The organism is Dialister sp. CAG:357 (genome assembly GCF_000435155.1).
Classification (GTDB): Bacteria; Bacillota; Negativicutes; order Veillonellales; family Dialisteraceae; genus Dialister; species Dialister hominis.
On the sequence record NZ_FR896379.1, the window covers coordinates 1 to 19,228 of the forward strand.

Sequence of the window (19,228 nt, forward strand, 5' to 3'; positions counted from 1 at the left end):
CCGAAATAGATATAATTTCACGGGACTTCAGGTTTGTAATCAATGACAAGTCGTACGTGATCGAGTGATTTCATAGGGAGCTCCTTTGTGGAAATGGGGCTTTGCCTCCAAGGGATGATGGGTTCGCGGTGAAAAGGGAAAAAGGTGCCTTGGGCAGTTAGTGCCTTCGCTGGATGAGGCAGCGTCCTGTCGATCGGATTTCCCGGTATTTCATCTTCATAGCGCGCCTTCCCTTTATGAACAAACTGCGATACGAATGTGATTCTCCCGCCATTATATCCTATCCGATTTTATCGGGAAATACGGGCAGGCGTAAGATGCGGTCTTCCTTGATTCACATGCAAAAAGCCCTGGCGGTTCCGTTCCGCCAGAGCTTTATTTATTAGTATTCACCGTTATCGCAGATGAGGCCTCTGCGCTTGAGTTCGCGGCCGTATCCCCAGATGCACCACTTATCTCTTTCCTTGCGGGTATTGTTGTACCTCCGGATGGCTGCCTGATAGACGACGAAAAGTTCTTCATTGCCATACCATTTCGCTTCTGCCTGACAGTCTTTGATGATATCTGCCTTTTCAGAGAAACCTTCTTCTACGCTTTTTACACAAAATCTTGCGATGCTGCCCACTGCATCCAAAACGCTCATCCTGCTCTACCCTCCCATCCTTTTCCGCTCTGGCAGCCCTGCCTCCCATGCAAAACTCCCAACATACGGTTTTAACGATTCGTTTATATATTCTCTATCATTGTAGCACAGTGGATTTTTATGTCAAATCGCGAAAAGTAATGCGAAATCTCTCGAAATAGTGCGGCAAAAGCGAAGATTTTCCATTTCCAGAGACATACGAATGTCCGAAGAGGTATCGCTAAACATGAAAATGTCATTGATTTAGGAATCTTTTGCATATGTAATAAACGAAATAAAATTTTAATAGTTCGATACTGTATTTTTTATAAGGCATGCAAAAAGGACAGTAGAAATGTATAGTCATTTCGTTACTGTCCTTTTTCGGTCTATTTCTCTTCAAGTTCTTTTATTTTCTCGTCGATGGCGTGTTTCATGTCTCTTTCATAGGTATCGAAGACTTTCTTGAACATGTCGTCGAACTTGATGTCTTTGGAAATCCCTTCATTGATTCCCTGAATGAGGTCTTTGCCGTATTCATCGACGAGGGCTTTGTACTGGTCGATGACGTAGGCGCCGTTGGAGCGGAAGAATCCTGTATCCTCTTTCAGTTCCTTGATTTCATAGGCATGGGAGTACGGCTCATCGCTGCTGCTTCTTACACTGTCCTCAACGGTTTCTTCTAAATCATCCATGCCCCATGCGGAGGTCTCGAAATCGCTGAAGCAGGTCTCGTCCGCCGAGGGAGATACGAGGATTTCCTTCCATGATTCGGGCGGGTCGCTTTCATCGGGTGAGACGGCATCCCATCTGGCATAGACGGCGCCGAGGAGGTCCTGCGCTTCTTTGTTGTACTCGTAGAAATAGTTCCACGGGTTGTCTGCCGGGAGGTAGTAGGCGCTGAGGCGCTCTGCCTTGTAGCGGGCCAGGATCTGCCTGGTCATCATGCTGCGGATGTCTTCATCATAGGCATGGTTCTTGAAGCATTTCCTGAGAGCCTCGTCTGCGTCGTCCCAGGAGGAAAATGTTTCTTCCGGATAGTCATAATCAAGCGGAAGGTCGGTGATGTCATACCCGGGATCGGGATGGAATTCCGGTCTTTTCAGCTTGAAATGATCCCTGAAATCTCTCATTTCTTCCAGAAGGCGTTCCTTTGATTCGGAAAGGACGCGCGAATCGGCGGTTTCCTTTTTGAGTGGCGAGAGGTGCAGTTCATGGATCGGACAGATTCTCTCTATTTCTTCCAGGTCGGGAAGGTCTTTATCCGTGACCATCATTCCCGGGATGGCCCGGGCGATGCCGTCTGTCGTTTCTTCTATGTATTTCTTATTGTGCAGGCAGATGCCGCAGCCGATGCACTTTTCTCCAATGATGACTCGTTTCATGATTCCCTCCCGTTAAATGCCCGCTTCGAGGCACATGAACTGGGCTTCGGTGAGGAGTTCCACCCCGCTGGCTATAAGTTCCTGTCCGTTTTCTGCAATCTTGCCCTGGCTGTCCATGATGGGAACGGTCAAAATGGTGCAGACGGCGCCGGCGAGATTGGCGCAGGTCATGAGGATATTGACGTCTTCGTCGGTGTAAGCGTATTTCTCCGTGCCTTTTTCCTGAATCAGCTGGTCGCAGGCAGCAATGGCTCTTGTGAAGAGAAGGTTCATGGCGGCGGTGATTTCTGCGATCCTGTCTGCGAACTGGCAGATGGCGCGGCAGATCTGCGCATGGCTTTCTGCCTGGGCATAGACGGCATTGGCCGCTCTCATCTGCCTGCCGGCTGCAATGAGGGCTCTTTCGGAATCCTTTTTCATGGACGCACCCACGCCAAGGGTCAGAAATGCGATGCCGCCGGAAGCAGCGATTGAGGCAAGCGTCACGCCGGCCGTTGCGCCAATTGCAGCGGCGCCGATTTCAAGTCCGCCGCCGGCCGCAAAGTTCACCGGGCCTTCGAGAAGCCATGTGGAAGCGAGTTCATTGCTGCTGAGACCCTCATACGACTCGATTGCCGAAACCGGCAGGTCCCCGATGCGCGCCAGATCCGTCGTATGGATGACGGCAGGCGGGAGGGATTCGTAGAGGACTGTCTGGATTTTCCCGTAGACTTTGACGAACCGGGGAAGCGTGTACTCCATGATGGCCTGACGTTTCCGCACGATATTATTCAGCCGGCGCTGCATGCGGTCAGCTTCCTGTTTTTGGAGGAGCCAGCCTTCTGCTTCCCTGGCAATGGCCTCGAGCCGTTTTTCTTCGGCTTCCTCCTCCATGCTGTGGCTTTCGTTGATATCGTAAAGAAATTTCCCGATAATTCCTGCACCTACGATTGATGGAATCATGATGCCGCCCCCTTAGAATTTCAGGATCAATGGCTGATCCCACTGCGCCTTGTATTCGTCCTTGGAATGGAAAAGGACGGTCTTTCCCCAGTAAGCAAGGACCTTGTCTATGCCCTTCGTGACAGCGTCATAGTCTGTATCTGAGGAAAGGGCGCCGGTGAAGATTTCATGAAGTCCATCCCCCATGACGGAATCGAAATGAGCAAGCTCTTCTTCGGTCATCTTCTGGTATTCATCCTGGCGTTTGCGGATGATTTCTTCGACCTTCTTATAGATTTCATTAATCGCCTCGGATTTTTCGTTATACACTTCGATGGATTCCTCGCCCGCCAGAAGCTGGTTCCCCGTAAGGCCCATGGCAATCGATGCGATCATGCCGCCAAGAAGCGCGCCTCCGGTCATGCCGAGCGGTCCCAGAATGGCGCCTGCAGCAGCGCCGCATTCAGCACCTTCCCATGATGCGGCAAGGGAAGTGACGCGGTAACCGGCATCCTGGGCAAATTTCTGCCCGGTGATTTCCCCGTTCACGTACTGCTTCAAAGGCTGGCTGAGCTCAATGCCCGCCTGAAAAACGAGGACGCCTACATTCGAGCGCAGGAGCGTATTGACCAGATGGCTCGTCGTCCCTCTTGTCATCGTCAGTGCTGCCTGATAAGCACCGCCGGCTGCCGTGATCGTCCCGACGGTCTTAGCCATATCCTTGGCCGCATCATCAGCATCCTTCTTCCCCATGATGACATCGGCCGCCTGCATGCAGCTTTTGATAATCAGGGCAGGAGCTGCGATGCGGATTGTCAGGGATGCTCCCTTGTAAAACTCTCCGCCTGCTTTCTGGACAGTCTTCAGGGCGACTTTCTTGCCAAGCTCTATCTCCGCATTGGCCGCATGCGCCCCTCGTGTGAGCTTTGTCCCTGTGCTCAGACGATTTTTCATGGAAGTCAGTTCCTCCCACTCCGTCTTCGCGCCTTTAGCGGCATTCGCACGCAGGAAAGCCCAATAGAGTTTCCTGTTCGCTCCGGCATAATCTCCGCGGATCCTAAGATCTGCCTTCGCATGGAAATGGCCTATCGCTTCCGATGATGATACCAGTGCTGCCGCATCCACTCCCTCTTCTGCAGCCCCCAGTGCTGTTTTCTCCCGTTTCTCTTCGTCCATGGTCTCCACCTTGCTTTTTTATAACAAATGGACATTTTATAAGCAGTTCCTGCGATACCTTATTATCTTAATTATACAAGCCTAATAACCCTGCTTCCAATTCATAAAAGTACCAAGATATCTATGTTTTTGTGCATAAAAGACATAGAGAAATCCCCGAAAAGAAAGGATGCCTTCCTGCCTGCATTTCTAAACTATGAAATACTTTTTTAATAATTTCTGTAAGAAATTGGAAATCGCAGCCATAAAAAAAAGAGCCGTGGAAATATGTGCATTCCACAGCCCCTTATTCCATCAGTCCCTTGAGAGGATTCCTCTCTTTTTCAGCTCGTTTCTATATCCATAGGCCCACCATTTGTCTTCCTCGTGGTGTGTCTTCTTGTACTGTTCACGGGTGACCTTGTACATCTGTACGAGCTCACGGTCATTGAAGATGCGTGCCTCGTTTTGATAGTACTCCAGCTTTTGTTCCTTACCCTTGTTTTCCTTCCATCCTTCATTTTTCAAGCTTTCAATCGCTCCCCAGAACCCCTTGCAGATCCTCCTTTCTTTACTCCATCATTCTGCCCTGCACGGCACTTCGAAACTTCTCTTTACCGTTTCTTTATAAATACTTTATTATTTTATCACTATTTTTATTTATGTCAATGTTTAAATATATTCAAAAGTACCGGTGTTTTCGGGGTTTGTATAGCTTTATTTTATACAACGCTTCCGCGTGAGTTCCATAAAATATAAACTGCCTGTTATTGTGTATACTCTATTTTTGAAATACTTTATTTATATTTTTGAATGTGCTTTTACAGATTTCAAAGGAGATAGAGGAAACTGATATCTTTTACGGGACAATCCATTTTCCCCATGCAAAAAGCCTCGCAGCTCTGCCGTGGGGCTTTTCTGTCTGCTATTCAATTGTTGTTAGTCGGTCAGACCGCGTTTCTTGAGTTCATTTCTGTAGCCGCAGGCACACCAGCCGTCTTCTTCATGCTGTGTCCTTTGATAAGTCTGCTCGCTGATCTTGTACATATCGATGAGTTCACGGTCATTGAAAATCCCCGCTTCCTCTTCGTAGTACCTGATCTTCTGGTACCTTGTCTCTGGCTCTCCCTTAAATCTCGCTCCTACTTTCGCGATCCTTCCTGCTATCCTCCGCCATCCCATGTTAAAACCTCCATCTCTTCCATGCCTTTCCCCGGGCATGGCTGCTAACATGAAATCTATATAGATACCTATATATCTAATTTTCTCAATTATATCATTTTAATCTATGCTGTCAAATCAATTATTTCTTTCAGGAAATCCCATGAAATTGACGATATTATGTAGCAATTCTAGATAATTGTCTACCATGATTCGAACGATTATAAAGAACTTTTTCTATGTATACTTAATAAACGAAATACATTCGCATCTAACTGACACTTTGTAAGATTTATTCTTTACTTCGCGGGTGTCCATTTCAAGAAAACAAAAAAAGAGCGGCACATGGCTGCTCTTCTTTTAGTCTGCTATTTCTTGCTCTCTTCCCATACTTTCCTGGCGTAGGATACGAGTCCTTTGGCTTCTTTGGTTCGGAGGAATCTTGGGTCGAGACCGTTGGGACCCAGGCGGAAGCGGTCGAGGGCGTCGGCGTCCTTGAATATTTTATAAAGGAGAATCTCGTCCTTGAGCGGCGGCTTCTTCTGTTTCATGGCTTTGATGCCGACAGGATCGTCCCTGTCGTGGTAGCTCATGACGTCGAATACGCGCTGATCGTAGGCAAGACCTCCTTTTTGGCAGTATTCCCTGTAATACGCAGCGGCCCTGTCGCCATGACCGGTATCGTAGCCGTCTTCCATGCGGCGGGAATCGTGAAAAACGGAAGCGGCGCCGAGGGCTTCGCGGTCGTCTTGAGGAAGTTTCATTTCTTCTGCAATGAGGAGGGCAAAGAGAAGGACACGGGCGCAGTGTTCTTCGGTGTGTATTTCGCTCTCCTTCATGAGGAAGTGCACGTTGTCATGGAGGAATTTGCGCCAGCGGACATAATCGGATGCGATGGTAGAAGGAATATTCATGGAATCAGCTCCTTTCTTACCTATTATAAAGCAGGAAACGCTTCCTTGCGGAATTCATTTCCTGCCCTCTTTTACATGGCTTTCTTGATTTCTCTCAGTACGTCAGCAATCTTGCCGTCGATGCCGTAGGATTTGTTCTTGATATTTTCCGTGATGTAGACTTCGCCAAGGTTGATGGTGATGTAGGAGGCCTTCGGTTCCGCTGCGGTAAGGCGCATGAGCGGGCCTTTGATGAGCTGGTTTCTCCAGCCGATGCCCAGTTCCAGGATGACGAGGCGTTTTCCATGATACTTTTCAAGGAATGCGCCGAGGCGCTGGTCGCCATCGTCTGACACATACCGGTCAGCGGCGCCCATCATATGGATGTCCATGGGAGAGCCGCATTTCGGGCATTTCGGAGTCAGATCGCCCGGAACAAGGCCGTCTTTTTCTGCCTTGTGCATGTCCTCTGCTTTTTCAAGGACGGGATAAAGCGTGTCATGGCAGGCAGCCCGGCACTGCATGGTGAGCCAGTTTCCTTCGATTTCATCCATCTTCTCCGGATCGAAGCCGCTCATTTCGAAGTGGCATTCGCCATTGGAGGTGAGGACAAAGTAGTCCTTCTTTCCGATAATATCCCGGAGGTCCTTCATGACAGGCGTCTCTTCATATTCCGCGCAGTAATGGTGGATGAGGCGGCTCCAGAAGCCTTATTTCTCCGATTCGGTCGGCCAGTGGGCCGTCATGCCGTGAAGGAGGCAGGTGATGCCGTAATTCCTTTCGAAATCGCCGAAGAGGTCCTCGAAGGCTTTATTGTCCGCAAAGATATGGAGCCCTTCAGTAATGGAAAGGCCGTTGCTGGCACCGATCAGGACAGCGTCGGCCTGCTTAATTTTTTCTGCAATTGCCTGATAATCCATTTCTTACTCCTCCCCTTTCTTTTTGACAGCCGCGGTCAGGACTTCTGCAATATCTCCCAGGATTGTCATGCCCTTATCCTCGATCTGGCGCGGAAGGAAGTCGAACTGGTTGTTCACGCCGATGTACCTCGCATGCGGCAGGCCCATGGTGAGCTGCCAGAAGGGTTCCTGGATGAACATCGGTGTCATGCGGCCGACACCGAGCTCGATGAAGAGAATCTTTGCATCCTTGTGTGATGCAATGTAGCTAGATGCCTTTTCATACTGTTCTTCATACTTCTTTCCCTGCAGGAAATTGCCGTATCCTCTGACCCAGGGGAAGGCTTCGCCGCCGCAGTGCGGACAGCGCGGAATCATGCCCTTTGGGATCTTGATGCCATCTCCCATGGCACGGATCATGTCTTCTACCGGCTGCACGGCATCCCACGTGTCATCCTGGCAGCAGGAGGCGCACTGGAAGAAACGGTAGTCGCCCTGCAGCTCTGCGACTTTATTTTCCGGATAGAGTTTGATGAACTGCGTATCCTGGTTCGTCGTGATGACGAAGAAATCCTTACCCTTGAGCAGGGCGTCCAGATCATGGTACGGCGCGCGTATGGGCGCAGTGAGCGTCGTATGAAGGAATGTCGCAAGGAATGCCCAGAAAGCCGCACGGTCATTCCAGTGACGGAACATGCCGTCGAAGGCGCCGTTGAAGTGGTAGACTTCCTCGAACTTGCCGAAGTATTTCTTGAAGGAATCGTTGTTTTCATAGTAGAAATTGCCGCCGCCAGCCGCAGAAAGGCCGGAAGCGCCGCCCACGATGATGCAGTCCGCATCGCGGATTTCCTGAACGAGACGATCAATTTTCTCATCCATGGAAAGCTTGGAAGGGCCGGCCAGCTCGTAGGGCGTACCGCCTCTTCTGTAAATACCGTAATATTTTTGGAAATTCATCTGTGTCTGCATGACAAGATCTTCATAAAAGCTCATGGTTGTTCTCCTTATTGCTGTAAATATTATTCTTACACCCATATACTACAGATTTCTTGCTATCGTGTCAATCTGTTGTTATAATTTAATATACAGCAAAGGAGCGATTCCCATGAAATACTCGACAAAAGTGAGCGATGCCGTCCACATTCTTTCCTTCATTGCGCTGAACGCGAAGGAAAGCCTGACGAGCCAGGCCATCGCAGAAAGCGTCAAAACGAACCCTGCTTTCGTGAGGCAGATGATGTCATCGCTTAGAAACGCAGGACTTTTGACCAGCGTCAAAGGCCACGCCAAGCCGGCTCTCTCCCGGGATGCGAAGGACATTTCCCTTCTGGACGTGTACCGCGCCGTCGAAGGCGACAAGCCCCTCCTGCATCAGGACACGCACACAAATCCGGAATGCGGCGTGGGTGTCAATATCCAGCTCGTCATCCGCGACTGCTACGACCAGGTGCAGAAAAAGGCCGAAGAGGAAATGGCCTCCATCAGCATGCAGGATATCCTGGACCAGTACGAAAAACGGCTGGAAAAGCAGGGACTCTGATCAGCGGCGCAAGATGCCGGGGCCTCCCCGCCTTTCCTTCCGTCTGGCAGAATCGTATAATGAAAGTAATAGTAATTACAGGATCTTATGCATATCTGTTTGTTTCAAAGCGGGGTGTCTTACATGCGGAAATTAAAAGCGATTGTTTTGGCCGGCATTTTATCTGTCACGTGTGCCTTCAGTGTTTCGGCGGCAAGCGGTTACGTTCAGATCGTAGGCAATACAGCGTATGACAGCAATGGCAATTCTTATACCACCGTCGGAAATACGACGTACTCTTCCGATGGTACTTCCTATACACAGGTCGGAGATTATGTCTATGGGAGCAATGGCGTTTCATACACGACCATCGGCAATACGACCTTCGACAGCAATGGCGGATCCTATCAGGCGGTAGGCAATAACATCTTTGGCTCTGATGGCAGCCACGCACAGGTCGTTGGCAATCAGATCTACTACGATGAACCCGATGATCAGGATCAGGACCAGGATGACGTCTTCCCCTACCTTTATTAAACAAAAGAGCTGAGACGAAATGTGCGGGCATTTCATCTCAGCTCTTTTTTTATTTCCATTCTTTCTGGATTTTCTCTTTCAGGTCCAGAATGCGCTGTTCTATGATTCTTATAGTTTTCTCGTATTCTTCCCTGGATTTCCCGGAAGGATCGTCAAGCCCCCAGTTCTCTTCGTAAGCGGCCTTCATGGCCGGGCAGGCTATGCCGCAGCCCATGAGAATGACGATGTCCGGCGCCGGGATATCCCTGAGCGTCTTGCTCCTCTGCGTCTTTTCCATGTCTACGCCATGCAGCTCTTTCATCCATTTGACGGCGCCCGGGTCAAGGTGATCCTGCTTTTCCGTACCCGCTGAAAAGGGTTCGAACGCATCTCCCGCCAGTTTTCTTCCCAGGGCTTCTGCGATCTGGCTTCTGCATGCATTATGCGTGCAGAGGAAAGCCACTTTCGGCTTATTTTTATTCATCTTGTTTTCCTCTTTGGGAAATAGTCCTGCGTCGAATTGGCGATGCGGACAAGGGTGAGCATGACAGGAACTTCTGTCAGCACGCCGACGGTGGTTGCCAGCGCGGCAGGGCTCGTCGTGCCGAAAAGGGCAATGGCGACGGCCACGGAGAGTTCAAAGAAATTGGATGCGCCGATCATGGCTGCCGGAGCGGAAATATCATAGGGCAGCTTCAGGATGCGGCAGGCGCCATAGGCGATAAAGAAGATAAGAAACGTCTGAAGAATGAGCGGCACGGCGATGAGGACGATGTGCAGCGGATTCGACAGGATGACTTCTGTCTGGCCGGCAAAGATGAGAATCAGCGTAAGGAGAAGTCCGATGGTCGTCGCATTGTCGAATTTGTGGATGAAGGTCTTTTCGAAGTACTCCCTGCCATGGCTTTTGATGACGCTGATACGTGTCAGGATGCCGCCGGCAAGCGGAATGACGACGAAGAGGAGGACGCTTAAGAAAAGCGTGCTGTACGGGACTTCGACATGGGAAACGCCCAAGAGGAATTTCACGATCGGCACGAAAAGGACAAGGATGATGAGATCATTCGTTGCGACCTGGACGACGGTATATGCCGGATTTCCTTTTGTCAGAGAGCTCCAGACGAAGACCATGGCCGTACAGGGAGCCGCGCCTAAGAGCACAGCGCCGGCAAGGTACTGCGTCGCAATGTCGGGCGCGATCCACGCTTTGAATACGACGAAGAGGAAGAAGCTGGCGATGCCGTACATGGTGAACGGCTTGATGAGCCAGTTCACGACCCATGTGACGATGAGGCCCTTCGGATTCTTCCCGATTTCCCTGACGCTTTCAAAGTCGACTTTCATCATCATGGGATAAATCATGACCCAGATGAGGATGGCGATCGGTATGGAAATCCCTGCAATCGTCATATTTCCAAGAAAGGCCGTCACGGACGGTGCGGCTTTACCAAGAAGCACGCCGGCGGCCATGCAGAGAAATACCCAGACCGTCAGGTAACAGTTGAAGAAGCTGATGCCTTCCTGTTTTTCCTGGCTCATTTCACGGCTTCCTTTCCGTCATCCTGGCAGGGATTCCCTGCTCCGTTATCCCTGCAGGACTCGCAGGTTTTGTAATCCGCATAGGCTTCTTCGCTGATGGTGTACCGCTCTACCAGTGCGCGCAGCGTCCTGCCGCCTTCCAGCGACAGCGAATAATACATCCACTTCCCGCACTTGCAGGAATCGACAAGGCCTGTATCGCAGAGGATTTTCATGTGATGCGAAAGAGTCGGCTGCGTGATGTGCAGTTCCTCTAAAATAACGCAGGCACATTTTGAACCGTCCTGCAGCATATGGAGAATCGCCAGACGGTTCTCATCCGTCAGCGCTTTTATGATCCGTACATCGTTTTTATAATCCATCTCGAACCCCCCTCTTGTGATATATGGCAAGTATAGAGCATACATTCACGCTTGTCAACGTATCGATATGAAGAAAGAGCATGAAAAAAGCAGCCCATAGCGAGCTGCTCTTTTTTATTCCCATTTTTTATTGATCAGATCAGGATCATGCTGCCTGCTGCGAGAAGTAAGCAGTAAGTCAGGCGGTTGAACATTTTCTGGTTGATCATGTCATGAATCTTGTTCCCGAGCCAGATGGCAAATACGAGCGGAATGACGCCGAGTGCCAGGAGCTGGAGGAACTGCGCATTGTAGAGGCCTTTGGAGTAGTCGTTGAACATCAGGACGAGGTTCAGAATCGACCATACGGAAGCGACGTTGGCGCGGAAGGAGTCTTTGTCACGGAAGGTGGCAACCAGGTAGACGACCAGGAGGGCGCCGCCGGAAGCGAACATGCCGTGGATGATTCCTGCTCCGAGGAGTACCGGGATGGCAATCCATGCCGGGAGGGAGGAATTAGACTGCTTCATGAAGAGGTTCTTCAGTGCAACGGCTACGATGATTCCGCCGTAGAGAGGAACGAGGATGGCCTGGTTCACGACGTTGTAGAGGTGAATGCCGATAGCCATGCCGACGAGCATGAAGGCAACGATTCGGAAAAGTTCCTTCGGGTTGATATATTTGCGGTTCTGCACCATGAGCAGAACGCATACGAGCCAGCAGATGACATTTATGACCGCTTTGGCCATATCTGGTCCGTAGAGGAGGATGGTCGGCGGGATGGAGAGCATCACGCCGGCAAATCCGGTCAGGGCCTGTATTATATTTGAAATAAATACGGCTGCCATAAAGAGAGCTAATTTTACAAATTCTGGAAGCATCATAAGATCCATCTCGTTCACCACATTTCTTTGTTTTAATATTCGGCTTGGGATTTCTCGTATCCTGGAAGCCCGATAACTTGTATGTTTTCCATTATATTCTCTTTTTTCGAATTGTATAGTAGGCTTGACCATTCTCTATTTATTGATATGTTTAAGTCATAGCAAGATAGCATATCAATCTCATTAGGTTATACAGTTTTAAGCAGCTGTCCTATTACTCAAACTCATCTGAAAGTCTTTGGATGAGTTTGAGTTATATCCGATACAATCGAGCTTTTTTCAAAATGACCATGATTTTAAGTGTTTTGAAAATTGACCGGGCGTTCAAAACCTTTATGCATAATGTATAAAAAAGTGATAGCTATAGAATATTTCTATGACTATATCGTTTGCTACTTATACCTTATTTCATCATGAAGATGCAGAACAAAGTGTAAGGAATTGGAGGCAGGATTATTTCCCCTTCTCGCTGCCATCTGCCTGCTTCCAGAGCTTTGCCGGGCAAAGGCTTTCGCGATTTCCTTCCCCACTGCTTTTGCAGAAAAGACTTCGAACGCCTGAAGTGGTATTACCTGCACCTGCAGCATTCCTGGAAATCACGGGACCGATTACGCTCTTTTGGCTATTTCTTCCGTATCCTGTATAATAGATGTAATACTTAATGAATTTACTGAGCTTGGAGGTTTTTTATGGCAGATAATGTGACTCCGTTCCCGCAGGGGGTTCGGCATAAGAATTTGAAAGCGGATGCTTTCGAAAAGTATATGAAGGCAGAAGGGCTGAATTTCTTCCGCCGTCAGGATGTGCATGACTCTTTTGATACGGTGATTTTCATGACAGCGCTGCCGGCCGGCGCAAGCCACAAGGTCGTGACGGCTGTCATTACGAATAACAGCATGTACCTTCTCGTCCGCGTGCATCTGGGCACCTGCCCGAAGGGGCCGGCCCGCCAGACGTTCCTGGACTATATCAACCAGCTGAACGGCCATCATGCGATCGTGAAATATTCCGTCGAGCGGGATGACAATGTATTCCTCGATGTCTGCGTGACATCCCGCGACGAACGCTTCGATCCGTCCGTCGTCCGCACGTCGCTCGACCTTCTTGTTTTCCACCTGAAGGAATACTATGATGACATCGCACGCCGTCTGGACAAGACAAGCGATCAGACGAACGGCTTCACCATGTAAAAAATGGAAATAAAAAAGGGGCTATGACAAAATGTGCAATCATTTTGCCACAGCCCCTTGTGCATTGTTATATTCGATTTTTGGGGATTATCCAACATATTTATCTATCTGTTTTATCTGAAAACCTCAAAACCTCGCTTTGCTCGAGAACTACTGTATTCCCCGGCTTCGCCGGGACCTTCTCCTTCGGAGCAAGGTTAACACCCTTAAACCGAACTTCGTTCGAGGAAAAGCAAAAGCAGCATTTTGTTGGATTTTGTCACAGCCCCTTTTCTTATGATCAAATCATTTTAGATCTTTTTCAGTTCTTCGATGAGTTTCTGAGCGCTTGCTTTGCAGTTATCTACGATCTTCTGCTTGTCTTCCTCGGTGGAAAGGCCTGGTACGTACATGCAGCCGTAGGTGATGATCGGTTCATGCTTCTTCATGCCGGTGAATGTTGCGAGCTGATCGAAGTTGAAGAAGAATTCGCTGATCGGATGGTTCTGCGGGCCTTCATGGCTGTAGGATTCTTCCGGGCCGCCAGTGGTGCTGGAAATGAAGAAATCCTTTCCCTGCAGAGCTGTTCCGCCGGTGCCGTATGCGAAGCCGTGAGCGAGGACTTCTTCGACCCATTTCTTCAGGAGTGCCGGATAGGAGTACCAGTAGAGCGGGAATTCAAATACAAGAGCATCTGCGTCTACGACAGCTTTTCTTTCAGCTTCGATGTCGAAGTCCCAGCCAATTTCGGAGAGGTCTTCGATGGTGATATCGAGGCCGGAATTCTTGAGTTCGGTGAGGATAGTCTGGTTTGCCAGAGACTGATCAAGATGCGGATGTCCGGAAATAACTAAAATTTTTGCCATAATTGAATCCTTCTTTCTGAAATATGATTTATTTGATACTATAATGTAAAGGTATCTTTACATTTAATATGTTCAATATAATAGTATTATAACACAGTGTCAGTTTTTTGGATATAGGGGGATTTCTATGATAAAAGATATTGTAAGAGACATTCTTTTCCTGCAGAGGAAGGCAGAACCGGCGACAAAGGACGACTGGCAGGTCGGAAGGGACCTTGTCGATACGCTGGAAAGCAAGCTCGATACCTGCGCAGGCCTTGCCGCCAATATGATCGGGAGCACGAAGGCAGTCATCGTTTTCCGTCAGGGAAATAAGTCCGTCGTCATGTACAATCCGGAAATCTTAAAGACCTCCCCTGCCCCGTATGATGCCGAGGAAGGCTGCCTGTCCCTCGACGGCCGCCGCCCTTGCAAAAGGTACGACAAGATCGAGGTCAAGTTCATGGATTCCCTCTTCAGGAAGAAGACGAAGACCTTCACGGGATTTACGGCAGAAGTCATCCAGCACGAAATCGACCACCTGCATGGGATTTTGATCTGAAATGAAAAAGAAGTGGTTGGGACAAAATGTGTAACCATTTTGTCCTAACCACTTTTTCTATTGGAATATTTCATTAGAGGATCATCCAGCATCTACATGCATTGGATTTGTCTGAGCGCCTGACGGATGCTTCATCTCCCTAGAGAATGAACCCCTTTCGGCGCATGCGCGCCACTTTCCCCTAACGGGGACAGCAATAGCTGCAGCCTCTTTTTTATTGATTATCCGTTTCTGAGTGCTCTCTTCAGGATCTTGCCTGTTGCGTTTTTCGGGAGGGCGTCCATCGGGATGAAGCGTCTTGGGATCTTGTAAGTGGCGATGTTGCCTGCTATGTACTTGCGGATCTTGTTTTCGTCGTATTCGTATCCGTCTTTCATGACGACATAAGCCCAGACTGCCTGTCCTCTCAAAGGATCAGGATGTCCGACGACAGCGCATTCGCCTACGCCTTCGACTTCATAGATGCAGTCTTCGACTTCGCCAGGATAGACGTTTTCGCCGTTGACGATGATGAGGTCTTTCAGGCGGTCTACGATGTAGATGTAGCTGTCTTCATCCATGTAAGCCAGGTCGCCGGTTCTGAGCCAGCCGTCTTCGGTGAAGACCTTCTTCGTTTCTTCCGGCTTGTTCCAGTAGCCCTTCATGACATTGTCGCCGCGGACTAAGAGTTCGCCGACGGTGCCCGGTACGTACGGGCCGCCGTTTTCAGTGAGGATCATAGCTTCGACGCCCGGTACGGCAGGGCCGCTGGTCAGGTACTTCGGCTTGTTTTCCGGAAGGACGCTGACGACCGGGGATGCTTCTGTCAGGCCGTATCCTTCGCGGACAGGATTGCCGAAGCGATCATAGAATGCCTTGGCAACCGGCTGCGGGATGGATGCGCCGCCGGAGATGAAATCATGGACGGTTTCCATGACGGACGGTTCGCCTTTTCTGGCAAGCAGGTTGTACATCGGCGGAACCATGATGGCGATGGTGACAGAGTGTTCGACGATCGTATTTATGATTTCAGACGGGCTCTTGGAACGCAGGATGACGATCGTGGAATGATGGTACAGGCTGGAGTTCACGACAGTGGTGAGGCCGTAGCAGTGGAACATCGGCAGGATGCAGAGGACCTTGTCTTCCGGCATGAAGATGACCTGTTTGGTGAACTGTTCCACGTTGGAAATAAGGTTCTTGTGCGTCAGCATGGCACCCTTCGGGCTTCCGGTCGTGCCGGAGGTGTAGACGAGGGCGCAAACGTCGTCTTCTGTCAGATCAGACGGGAATGGCGGTGCTTCTTCGAGCGGGCCGTCCTTGGCTTCGTAGTCGTAATCATGCAGGTCGATGACGCGGCAGGAAACGGTCAGCGGCACATCGGAGACGACGAGCTTGGAACCGGAGTCCTTCAGGATGAAATCGACTTCGCGGTCGACAAGGGAATTGTTGATCGGGATGATGATGGCTCCCAGGGAAATGACTGCCATGTATGTATAGATGAAACCAGGGCGGTTGGCGCAGTAGAGGCCGACTCTGTCGCCTTTCCTGACACCTTCTCTGTAAAGCAGATTTCTGAATCTTCTGATGGTTTCGGCCAGCTGGCCATATGTGATTTCTACGTCGCCGTCAAGGGCTATATGGGCGGGATCCGCTCCGTTGATCATTTCATGTACAAACATCCAGGTCACCTCTCTGAAATTACCTTCCGCAAGGCGGAATCGGCCGTCTTTGCAGCCTTTGCACCGGCCGCATCTTCCCTTCCCGGAAAGGTTTCTTTTCTCGTATAATAGGCCGTATTTGTATTATTATAGACCTTTCCGCGTCCGTTCTCAATGTTAACGGCCAAAATCGCCCGTTTTCAGGGTGACAATTTGATATTTATCGTTGAGTGCCGATGGGCGCTGCATTATAATATATATATAACTATGAATCGAAATCGTAATGCGTTGAAATAGTTGAAATCGTGGAGGGTTCTATGCTGTCAATCTATCCGGTGTTTTTCCCTTACTTCAAGTGCAAGGCGGATGCCTGCAGTCATACCTGCTGCCAGATCTGGGAAATCGATATCGATCCCGACAGTGAGGCACGCTACCGAAGCGAAAAAGGGCCTCTTGGCGAAGAACTGGCCCAGTGGATGCAGAAGAGTGAAGACGGGTCCACCTGTTTCAAACTGAATGATGAAGGATACTGCCATTTCCTCACCAAGGAAGGGCTCTGCCGCCTCGTCCTTGAAAAGGGCGACGACTATCTCTGCAACATCTGCAAGATGCACCCGCGTTTCTTCAAGTACATCGACGACTGGGAACTCTGCGGGACAGGGCTTTCCTGTGAAAGGACCGTCGAGCAGATCATGGAAGAAAAAGGCTCGCTCACCTTCCGCGCGGACAAGGCCGACGGCTTCTATTCGCTCGAAGACCTCGTGAATGCGCTCGGCTGGGACATGCAGACATCTGCCTACGTCTTCCGCCCGAGCCTTGAGGAAAAGCGCGTGAAGACAGTCCTTTCGCGTCTCGAAAAAACGGAGCCGATCGACGAGGCATGGACGGACCGCCTGTCCCTCATTACGAGGAAGACGGATTCGCTCATCCGCCTGGCCAGGGCCTACCTTTCGAAATATGATCCGTACTTCTTCAACCGCCTTTACCAATACATCTGGTACCGGGCGCTCGATGAATCAGATGCGTACGGCATGGCAGCCGTTTCGGACTTTGCCCGCGACGCCGCCGAATACATTTTCCTTGAAGCGGCGCTGACGGACGATCCGATCCGCTCAGCCGCACGCTGGTCGGAGCAGGTCGAGTATGACACGAAAAATCCTGCCATTCTCCTGAACCTGATTGCCAATGCAGAGGAGGAAGGCAAAGATGTTTGATTTCCAGGCTCACCGCGGAGGGAGAGACGCGCGCCCGGAAAACGCACTGTATTCCTACCTCTATGGCATGGAAATCGGAGCCAACATCGAGTGCGACATGCAGCTCGCGCGAGACGGCATCGTAATGAGCCACAATCCGGTCCTGAATCCGGATATCACAAGAGATATCCACGGTTCGTACCTCCGGACGGGCATCTACGACATCCGTTTGATGACCATCGAGGAAATCAAGTCCTTTGACGTTGGCGCCATCAACCCGGAGAGCGAGTACTTCGGCCTTCACGGCTCACAGACTGCGCTCCACGCCAAAATCCCGACGCTTGAAGAAATGTTCCAGCTTGCGGTCGATACCGGCCACAACACAACGGAATTCAATATAGAAACGAAATCGTACCCGGATCCGCAGAGCCCTTTCTATGAGAACAATGCGGACCCGCACAAATTTGTCGACGAATTTCTCCGCATCGTACGCAAGTACAAGATGGAGAAACGCGTCATCCTGCAGTCCTTCGACTGGAGGACGCTGCGCATCATGAAGGATGAGGCCCCGGAAATCCGGACGTCCGCCCTCTACCAGCTGTCCCCCGATAGTCCCGTCGACGGGGATACGATCCATATGACAAGAAGAGAGCCTTCGCCATGGCTGGCAGGCCTTTCTATCCACGACTACGACGGCCACATCGCCGCCTGCGCCTATGCAGCGGGAGCTGATATCCTCTCGCCGAACTTCCGGGAATTCACGGAAAAAGATGCTTACGAAGCCCATGAACTGGGCATGAAAATCCTGCCCTGGACCGTGAACTCGAGGAACGACATGCTTGAAACGATTGAAAAAGGCGCTGACGGCATCATTTCCGACCGCCCGTGGATCTTGAGAGAGCTTCTGGAACGAAGGGGCATCCCCCTCCGTCCGCTTTCGCCTTCGCCTGAAAGCCCGTACCACATCGAAGGCACCATGCTGTAATATAAGGAGGTTTTCATGCCGCTTTTCACTGATTTTGATCCGGAAGAAGGGCTTATCAGCCCCGGCTTTGAGAAACTGGGCCTTGCCCTTCCCGAATACGCCGTCATGGCATTTCTTTCTGAAAGACATATCCAGTCCTTCGCCGAAGCGCACGAAGGATACCAGGCAGGGAAATTCATGTCGCTGACAAAAAACTTTCCCGTCTGGGTCGTAAAAATAGGAGAAGAAGAAGTCACTCTCATCCAGGCCCCGGCCGGAGCACCGGCTGCCGTCCTCATGGAAGAGAGACTCTTTGCCTACGGCACTGAAAAACTTCTCACTGTCGGCTGCTGCGGCGCCCTCACCGACCTTCCCGAGAACACCTTCCTTCCCGTTAAGGAAGCCTTCCGGGACGAAGGCACCTCCTTCCACTACCTCCCCGAATCCGACTCCATCGTCCTCGATGAAGAACCGCTCGCGCATATAGAGGAAATCTTTGCCAAAAGAAATATCCCCTGCATGCCCTGCACCGTCTGGACCACCGACGCCTTCTTCCGCGAAACGAAGGAAAAGATCGAACAGGTGAAAGAAGCCGGCTGCCAGGCCGTCGATATGGAATGCAGCGCCCTTGCCGCCTGCGCCAGATTCAGAGGAAAGACCTTCGCCCAGATCCTCTTCACCGCAGACACCTTAGCCTCCATGAGGCACGATGAAAGAAACTGGGGAAAAGACAGCAGAAACGCCTCCCTCGCACTCGCCATGGAAGCCGTACTGGGAATGTAAGAATGAATTGAAAAAGGACCCGCCAGGGTCCTTTTTGCTTTGATATATTCGATTAGAGGGTTTATCTAACATAGATATACAAATGGACTACCTAAAAACTAAAAGGATGCTTCGCTTTTTTAGAGACTGCCCCCAAATAAACCGGTAAACCAGCCTGCGGCTGAGGAAATGCAACTCATCCGTCGCCTCCGGCGACACCTTCCCTTCCAGGGCAAGGTCAAAGGCATACTTCCCCGT

23 protein-coding genes are annotated in these 19,228 nt (G+C 50.3%); 7 read left to right on the forward strand and 16 right to left on the reverse strand.

What is annotated here, in order from left to right:
• Window positions 1-382: 382 nt before the first annotated feature.
• From M3200_RS02175 to M3200_RS02220, 10 genes are all read right to left on the reverse strand, one after another.
• Window positions 383-643 (reverse strand): hypothetical protein, encoded by a 261-nt coding sequence (locus M3200_RS02175; RefSeq protein ID WP_022381900.1) that lies wholly within the window; start codon window positions 641-643, stop codon window positions 383-385.
• Between the two features lie 368 nt (window positions 644-1,011).
• Window positions 1,012-2,007: a ferredoxin gene (locus M3200_RS02180; protein ID WP_022381901.1), complete on the reverse strand. Its 996-nt coding sequence runs from the start codon at window positions 2,005-2,007 to the stop codon at window positions 1,012-1,014.
• Between the two features lie 12 nt (window positions 2,008-2,019).
• A complete protein-coding gene (locus M3200_RS02185) occupies window positions 2,020-2,949 on the reverse strand; it encodes a hypothetical protein (protein ID WP_022381902.1) in 930 nt (309 codons plus the stop codon).
• Between the two features lie 12 nt (window positions 2,950-2,961).
• The gene (locus M3200_RS02190) at window positions 2,962-4,104 is read right to left on the reverse strand and encodes a hypothetical protein (RefSeq protein ID WP_022381903.1); all 1,143 of its coding nucleotides are present in this window, start codon (window positions 4,102-4,104) and stop codon (window positions 2,962-2,964) included.
• Window positions 4,105-4,398: 294 nt separating this feature from the next.
• Entirely contained in the window at window positions 4,399-4,611 is a 213-nt protein-coding gene (locus M3200_RS02195; protein WP_022381904.1) for a hypothetical protein, read from the reverse strand.
• A 411-nt stretch (window positions 4,612-5,022) separates the two neighbouring features.
• Window positions 5,023-5,265: a hypothetical protein gene (locus M3200_RS02200; RefSeq protein ID WP_022381905.1), complete on the reverse strand. Its 243-nt coding sequence runs from the start codon at window positions 5,263-5,265 to the stop codon at window positions 5,023-5,025.
• 347 nt (window positions 5,266-5,612) lie between these two features.
• Window positions 5,613-6,158, reverse strand: a complete 546-nt coding sequence (locus M3200_RS02205; protein ID WP_022381906.1) for an HD domain-containing protein — start codon at window positions 6,156-6,158, stop codon at window positions 5,613-5,615.
• A 71-nt stretch (window positions 6,159-6,229) separates the two neighbouring features.
• Window positions 6,230-6,790 (reverse strand): SIR2 family NAD-dependent protein deacylase, encoded by a 561-nt coding sequence (locus M3200_RS02210; protein WP_022381907.1) that lies wholly within the window; start codon window positions 6,788-6,790, stop codon window positions 6,230-6,232.
• Between the two features lie 57 nt (window positions 6,791-6,847).
• The gene (locus M3200_RS02215) at window positions 6,848-7,057 is read right to left on the reverse strand and encodes a hypothetical protein (protein WP_022381908.1); all 210 of its coding nucleotides are present in this window, start codon (window positions 7,055-7,057) and stop codon (window positions 6,848-6,850) included.
• Window positions 7,058-7,060: 3 nt separating this feature from the next.
• Complete coding sequence (locus M3200_RS02220) at window positions 7,061-8,029, reverse strand: SIR2 family NAD-dependent protein deacylase (RefSeq protein ID WP_022381909.1); 969 nt, start codon at window positions 8,027-8,029, stop codon at window positions 7,061-7,063.
• 112 nt (window positions 8,030-8,141) lie between these two features.
• Here M3200_RS02220 and M3200_RS02225 point away from each other — a divergent pair, with 112 nt between their 5' ends.
• Both M3200_RS02225 and M3200_RS02230 read left to right on the forward strand, forming a co-directional pair.
• Window positions 8,142-8,576, forward strand: coding sequence for an Rrf2 family transcriptional regulator (locus M3200_RS02225; RefSeq protein WP_022381910.1), 435 nt, complete (start codon window positions 8,142-8,144; stop codon window positions 8,574-8,576).
• 123 nt (window positions 8,577-8,699) lie between these two features.
• Window positions 8,700-9,092, forward strand: coding sequence for a hypothetical protein (locus M3200_RS02230; RefSeq protein WP_288178084.1), 393 nt, complete (start codon window positions 8,700-8,702; stop codon window positions 9,090-9,092).
• A 49-nt stretch (window positions 9,093-9,141) separates the two neighbouring features.
• Here M3200_RS02230 and M3200_RS02235 read toward each other — a convergent pair whose 3' ends face one another.
• The 4 genes from M3200_RS02235 to M3200_RS02250 all read right to left on the reverse strand — a co-directional run bounded on the left by M3200_RS02235 (window position 9,142) and on the right by M3200_RS02250 (window position 11,835).
• The gene (locus M3200_RS02235) at window positions 9,142-9,555 is read right to left on the reverse strand and encodes an arsenate reductase ArsC (RefSeq protein ID WP_022381912.1); all 414 of its coding nucleotides are present in this window, start codon (window positions 9,553-9,555) and stop codon (window positions 9,142-9,144) included.
• On the reverse strand, window positions 9,552-10,610 hold the full coding sequence (gene arsB / locus M3200_RS02240) for an ACR3 family arsenite efflux transporter (protein WP_022381913.1): 1,059 nt from the start codon (window positions 10,608-10,610) through the stop codon (window positions 9,552-9,554). The genes M3200_RS02235 and arsB overlap by 4 nt, the downstream gene beginning before the upstream one ends.
• A complete protein-coding gene (locus M3200_RS02245) occupies window positions 10,607-10,972 on the reverse strand; it encodes an ArsR/SmtB family transcription factor (protein ID WP_022381914.1) in 366 nt (121 codons plus the stop codon). The genes arsB and M3200_RS02245 overlap by 4 nt, the downstream gene beginning before the upstream one ends.
• A 134-nt stretch (window positions 10,973-11,106) precedes the next feature.
• Window positions 11,107-11,835, reverse strand: coding sequence for a sulfite exporter TauE/SafE family protein (locus tag M3200_RS02250; RefSeq protein WP_022381915.1), 729 nt, complete (start codon window positions 11,833-11,835; stop codon window positions 11,107-11,109).
• A 689-nt stretch (window positions 11,836-12,524) separates the two neighbouring features.
• Here M3200_RS02250 and M3200_RS02255 point away from each other — a divergent pair.
• On the forward strand, window positions 12,525-13,025 hold the full coding sequence (locus M3200_RS02255; RefSeq protein ID WP_022381916.1) for a hypothetical protein: 501 nt from the start codon (window positions 12,525-12,527) through the stop codon (window positions 13,023-13,025).
• Between the two features lie 290 nt (window positions 13,026-13,315).
• Here M3200_RS02255 and M3200_RS02260 read toward each other — a convergent pair whose 3' ends face one another.
• Window positions 13,316-13,870, reverse strand: coding sequence for an NAD(P)H-dependent oxidoreductase (locus tag M3200_RS02260; RefSeq protein ID WP_022381917.1), 555 nt, complete (start codon window positions 13,868-13,870; stop codon window positions 13,316-13,318).
• A gap of 127 nt (window positions 13,871-13,997) precedes the next feature.
• Here M3200_RS02260 and M3200_RS02265 point away from each other — a divergent pair, with 127 nt between their 5' ends.
• Window positions 13,998-14,411, forward strand: a complete 414-nt coding sequence (locus M3200_RS02265; RefSeq protein WP_022381918.1) for a peptide deformylase — start codon at window positions 13,998-14,000, stop codon at window positions 14,409-14,411.
• A gap of 221 nt (window positions 14,412-14,632) precedes the next feature.
• On the opposite strand, the gene M3200_RS02270 is transcribed toward M3200_RS02265, so the two are convergent.
• On the reverse strand, window positions 14,633-16,072 hold the full coding sequence (locus tag M3200_RS02270; protein ID WP_022381919.1) for a class I adenylate-forming enzyme family protein: 1,440 nt from the start codon (window positions 16,070-16,072) through the stop codon (window positions 14,633-14,635).
• A gap of 296 nt (window positions 16,073-16,368) precedes the next feature.
• On the opposite strand from M3200_RS02270, the gene fliB reads away from it, so the two are divergent.
• From fliB to M3200_RS02285, 3 genes are read left to right on the forward strand one after another with little or no spacing between them, the layout of a single operon-like run.
• Entirely contained in the window at window positions 16,369-17,265 is an 897-nt protein-coding gene (gene fliB, locus M3200_RS02275) for a flagellin lysine-N-methylase (RefSeq protein ID WP_022381920.1), read from the forward strand.
• On the forward strand, window positions 17,258-18,229 hold the full coding sequence (locus tag M3200_RS02280; RefSeq protein WP_022381921.1) for a glycerophosphodiester phosphodiesterase family protein: 972 nt from the start codon (window positions 17,258-17,260) through the stop codon (window positions 18,227-18,229). Before fliB ends, M3200_RS02280 begins: the two co-directional genes overlap by 8 nt.
• A gap of 15 nt (window positions 18,230-18,244) precedes the next feature.
• A complete protein-coding gene (locus M3200_RS02285; RefSeq protein ID WP_022381922.1) occupies window positions 18,245-18,991 on the forward strand; it encodes a nucleoside phosphorylase in 747 nt (248 codons plus the stop codon).
• Window positions 18,992-19,228 lie beyond the last annotated feature (237 nt).

What these genes read in the sequence shown, in the direction of transcription:
- M3200_RS02200 (WP_022381905.1), bottom strand. Translation starts at nt 5,265, where the DNA reads ATGGGATGGCGGAGGATAGCAGGAAGGATCGCGAAAGTAGGAGCGAGA.
- arsB (WP_022381913.1), bottom strand. Translation starts at nt 10,610, where the DNA reads ATGAGCCAGGAAAAACAGGAAGGCATCAGCTTCTTCAACTGTTACCTG.
- M3200_RS02185 (WP_022381902.1), bottom strand. Translation starts at nt 2,949, where the DNA reads ATGATTCCATCAATCGTAGGTGCAGGAATTATCGGGAAATTTCTTTAC.
- M3200_RS02285 (WP_022381922.1), top strand. Translation starts at nt 18,245, where the DNA reads ATGCCGCTTTTCACTGATTTTGATCCGGAAGAAGGGCTTATCAGCCCC.
- M3200_RS02245 (WP_022381914.1), bottom strand. Translation starts at nt 10,972, where the DNA reads ATGGATTATAAAAACGATGTACGGATCATAAAAGCGCTGACGGATGAG.
- M3200_RS02210 (WP_022381907.1), bottom strand. Translation starts at nt 6,790, where the DNA reads ATGAAGGACCTCCGGGATATTATCGGAAAGAAGGACTACTTTGTCCTC.
- fliB (WP_022381920.1), top strand. Translation starts at nt 16,369, where the DNA reads ATGCTGTCAATCTATCCGGTGTTTTTCCCTTACTTCAAGTGCAAGGCG.
- M3200_RS02220 (WP_022381909.1), bottom strand. Translation starts at nt 8,029, where the DNA reads ATGAGCTTTTATGAAGATCTTGTCATGCAGACACAGATGAATTTCCAA.
- M3200_RS02280 (WP_022381921.1), top strand. Translation starts at nt 17,258, where the DNA reads ATGTTTGATTTCCAGGCTCACCGCGGAGGGAGAGACGCGCGCCCGGAA.
- M3200_RS02250 (WP_022381915.1), bottom strand. Translation starts at nt 11,835, where the DNA reads ATGATGCTTCCAGAATTTGTAAAATTAGCTCTCTTTATGGCAGCCGTA.
- M3200_RS02175 (WP_022381900.1), bottom strand. Translation starts at nt 643, where the DNA reads ATGAGCGTTTTGGATGCAGTGGGCAGCATCGCAAGATTTTGTGTAAAA.
- M3200_RS02215 (WP_022381908.1), bottom strand. Translation starts at nt 7,057, where the DNA reads ATGGATTATCAGGCAATTGCAGAAAAAATTAAGCAGGCCGACGCTGTC.
- M3200_RS02180 (WP_022381901.1), bottom strand. Translation starts at nt 2,007, where the DNA reads ATGAAACGAGTCATCATTGGAGAAAAGTGCATCGGCTGCGGCATCTGC.
- M3200_RS02270 (WP_022381919.1), bottom strand. Translation starts at nt 16,072, where the DNA reads ATGTTTGTACATGAAATGATCAACGGAGCGGATCCCGCCCATATAGCC.
- M3200_RS02235 (WP_022381912.1), bottom strand. Translation starts at nt 9,555, where the DNA reads ATGAATAAAAATAAGCCGAAAGTGGCTTTCCTCTGCACGCATAATGCA.
- M3200_RS02230 (WP_288178084.1), top strand. Translation starts at nt 8,700, where the DNA reads ATGCGGAAATTAAAAGCGATTGTTTTGGCCGGCATTTTATCTGTCACG.
- M3200_RS02225 (WP_022381910.1), top strand. Translation starts at nt 8,142, where the DNA reads ATGAAATACTCGACAAAAGTGAGCGATGCCGTCCACATTCTTTCCTTC.
- M3200_RS02265 (WP_022381918.1), top strand. Translation starts at nt 13,998, where the DNA reads ATGATAAAAGATATTGTAAGAGACATTCTTTTCCTGCAGAGGAAGGCA.
- M3200_RS02255 (WP_022381916.1), top strand. Translation starts at nt 12,525, where the DNA reads ATGGCAGATAATGTGACTCCGTTCCCGCAGGGGGTTCGGCATAAGAAT.
- M3200_RS02190 (WP_022381903.1), bottom strand. Translation starts at nt 4,104, where the DNA reads ATGGACGAAGAGAAACGGGAGAAAACAGCACTGGGGGCTGCAGAAGAG.
- M3200_RS02260 (WP_022381917.1), bottom strand. Translation starts at nt 13,870, where the DNA reads ATGGCAAAAATTTTAGTTATTTCCGGACATCCGCATCTTGATCAGTCT.
- M3200_RS02205 (WP_022381906.1), bottom strand. Translation starts at nt 6,158, where the DNA reads ATGAATATTCCTTCTACCATCGCATCCGATTATGTCCGCTGGCGCAAA.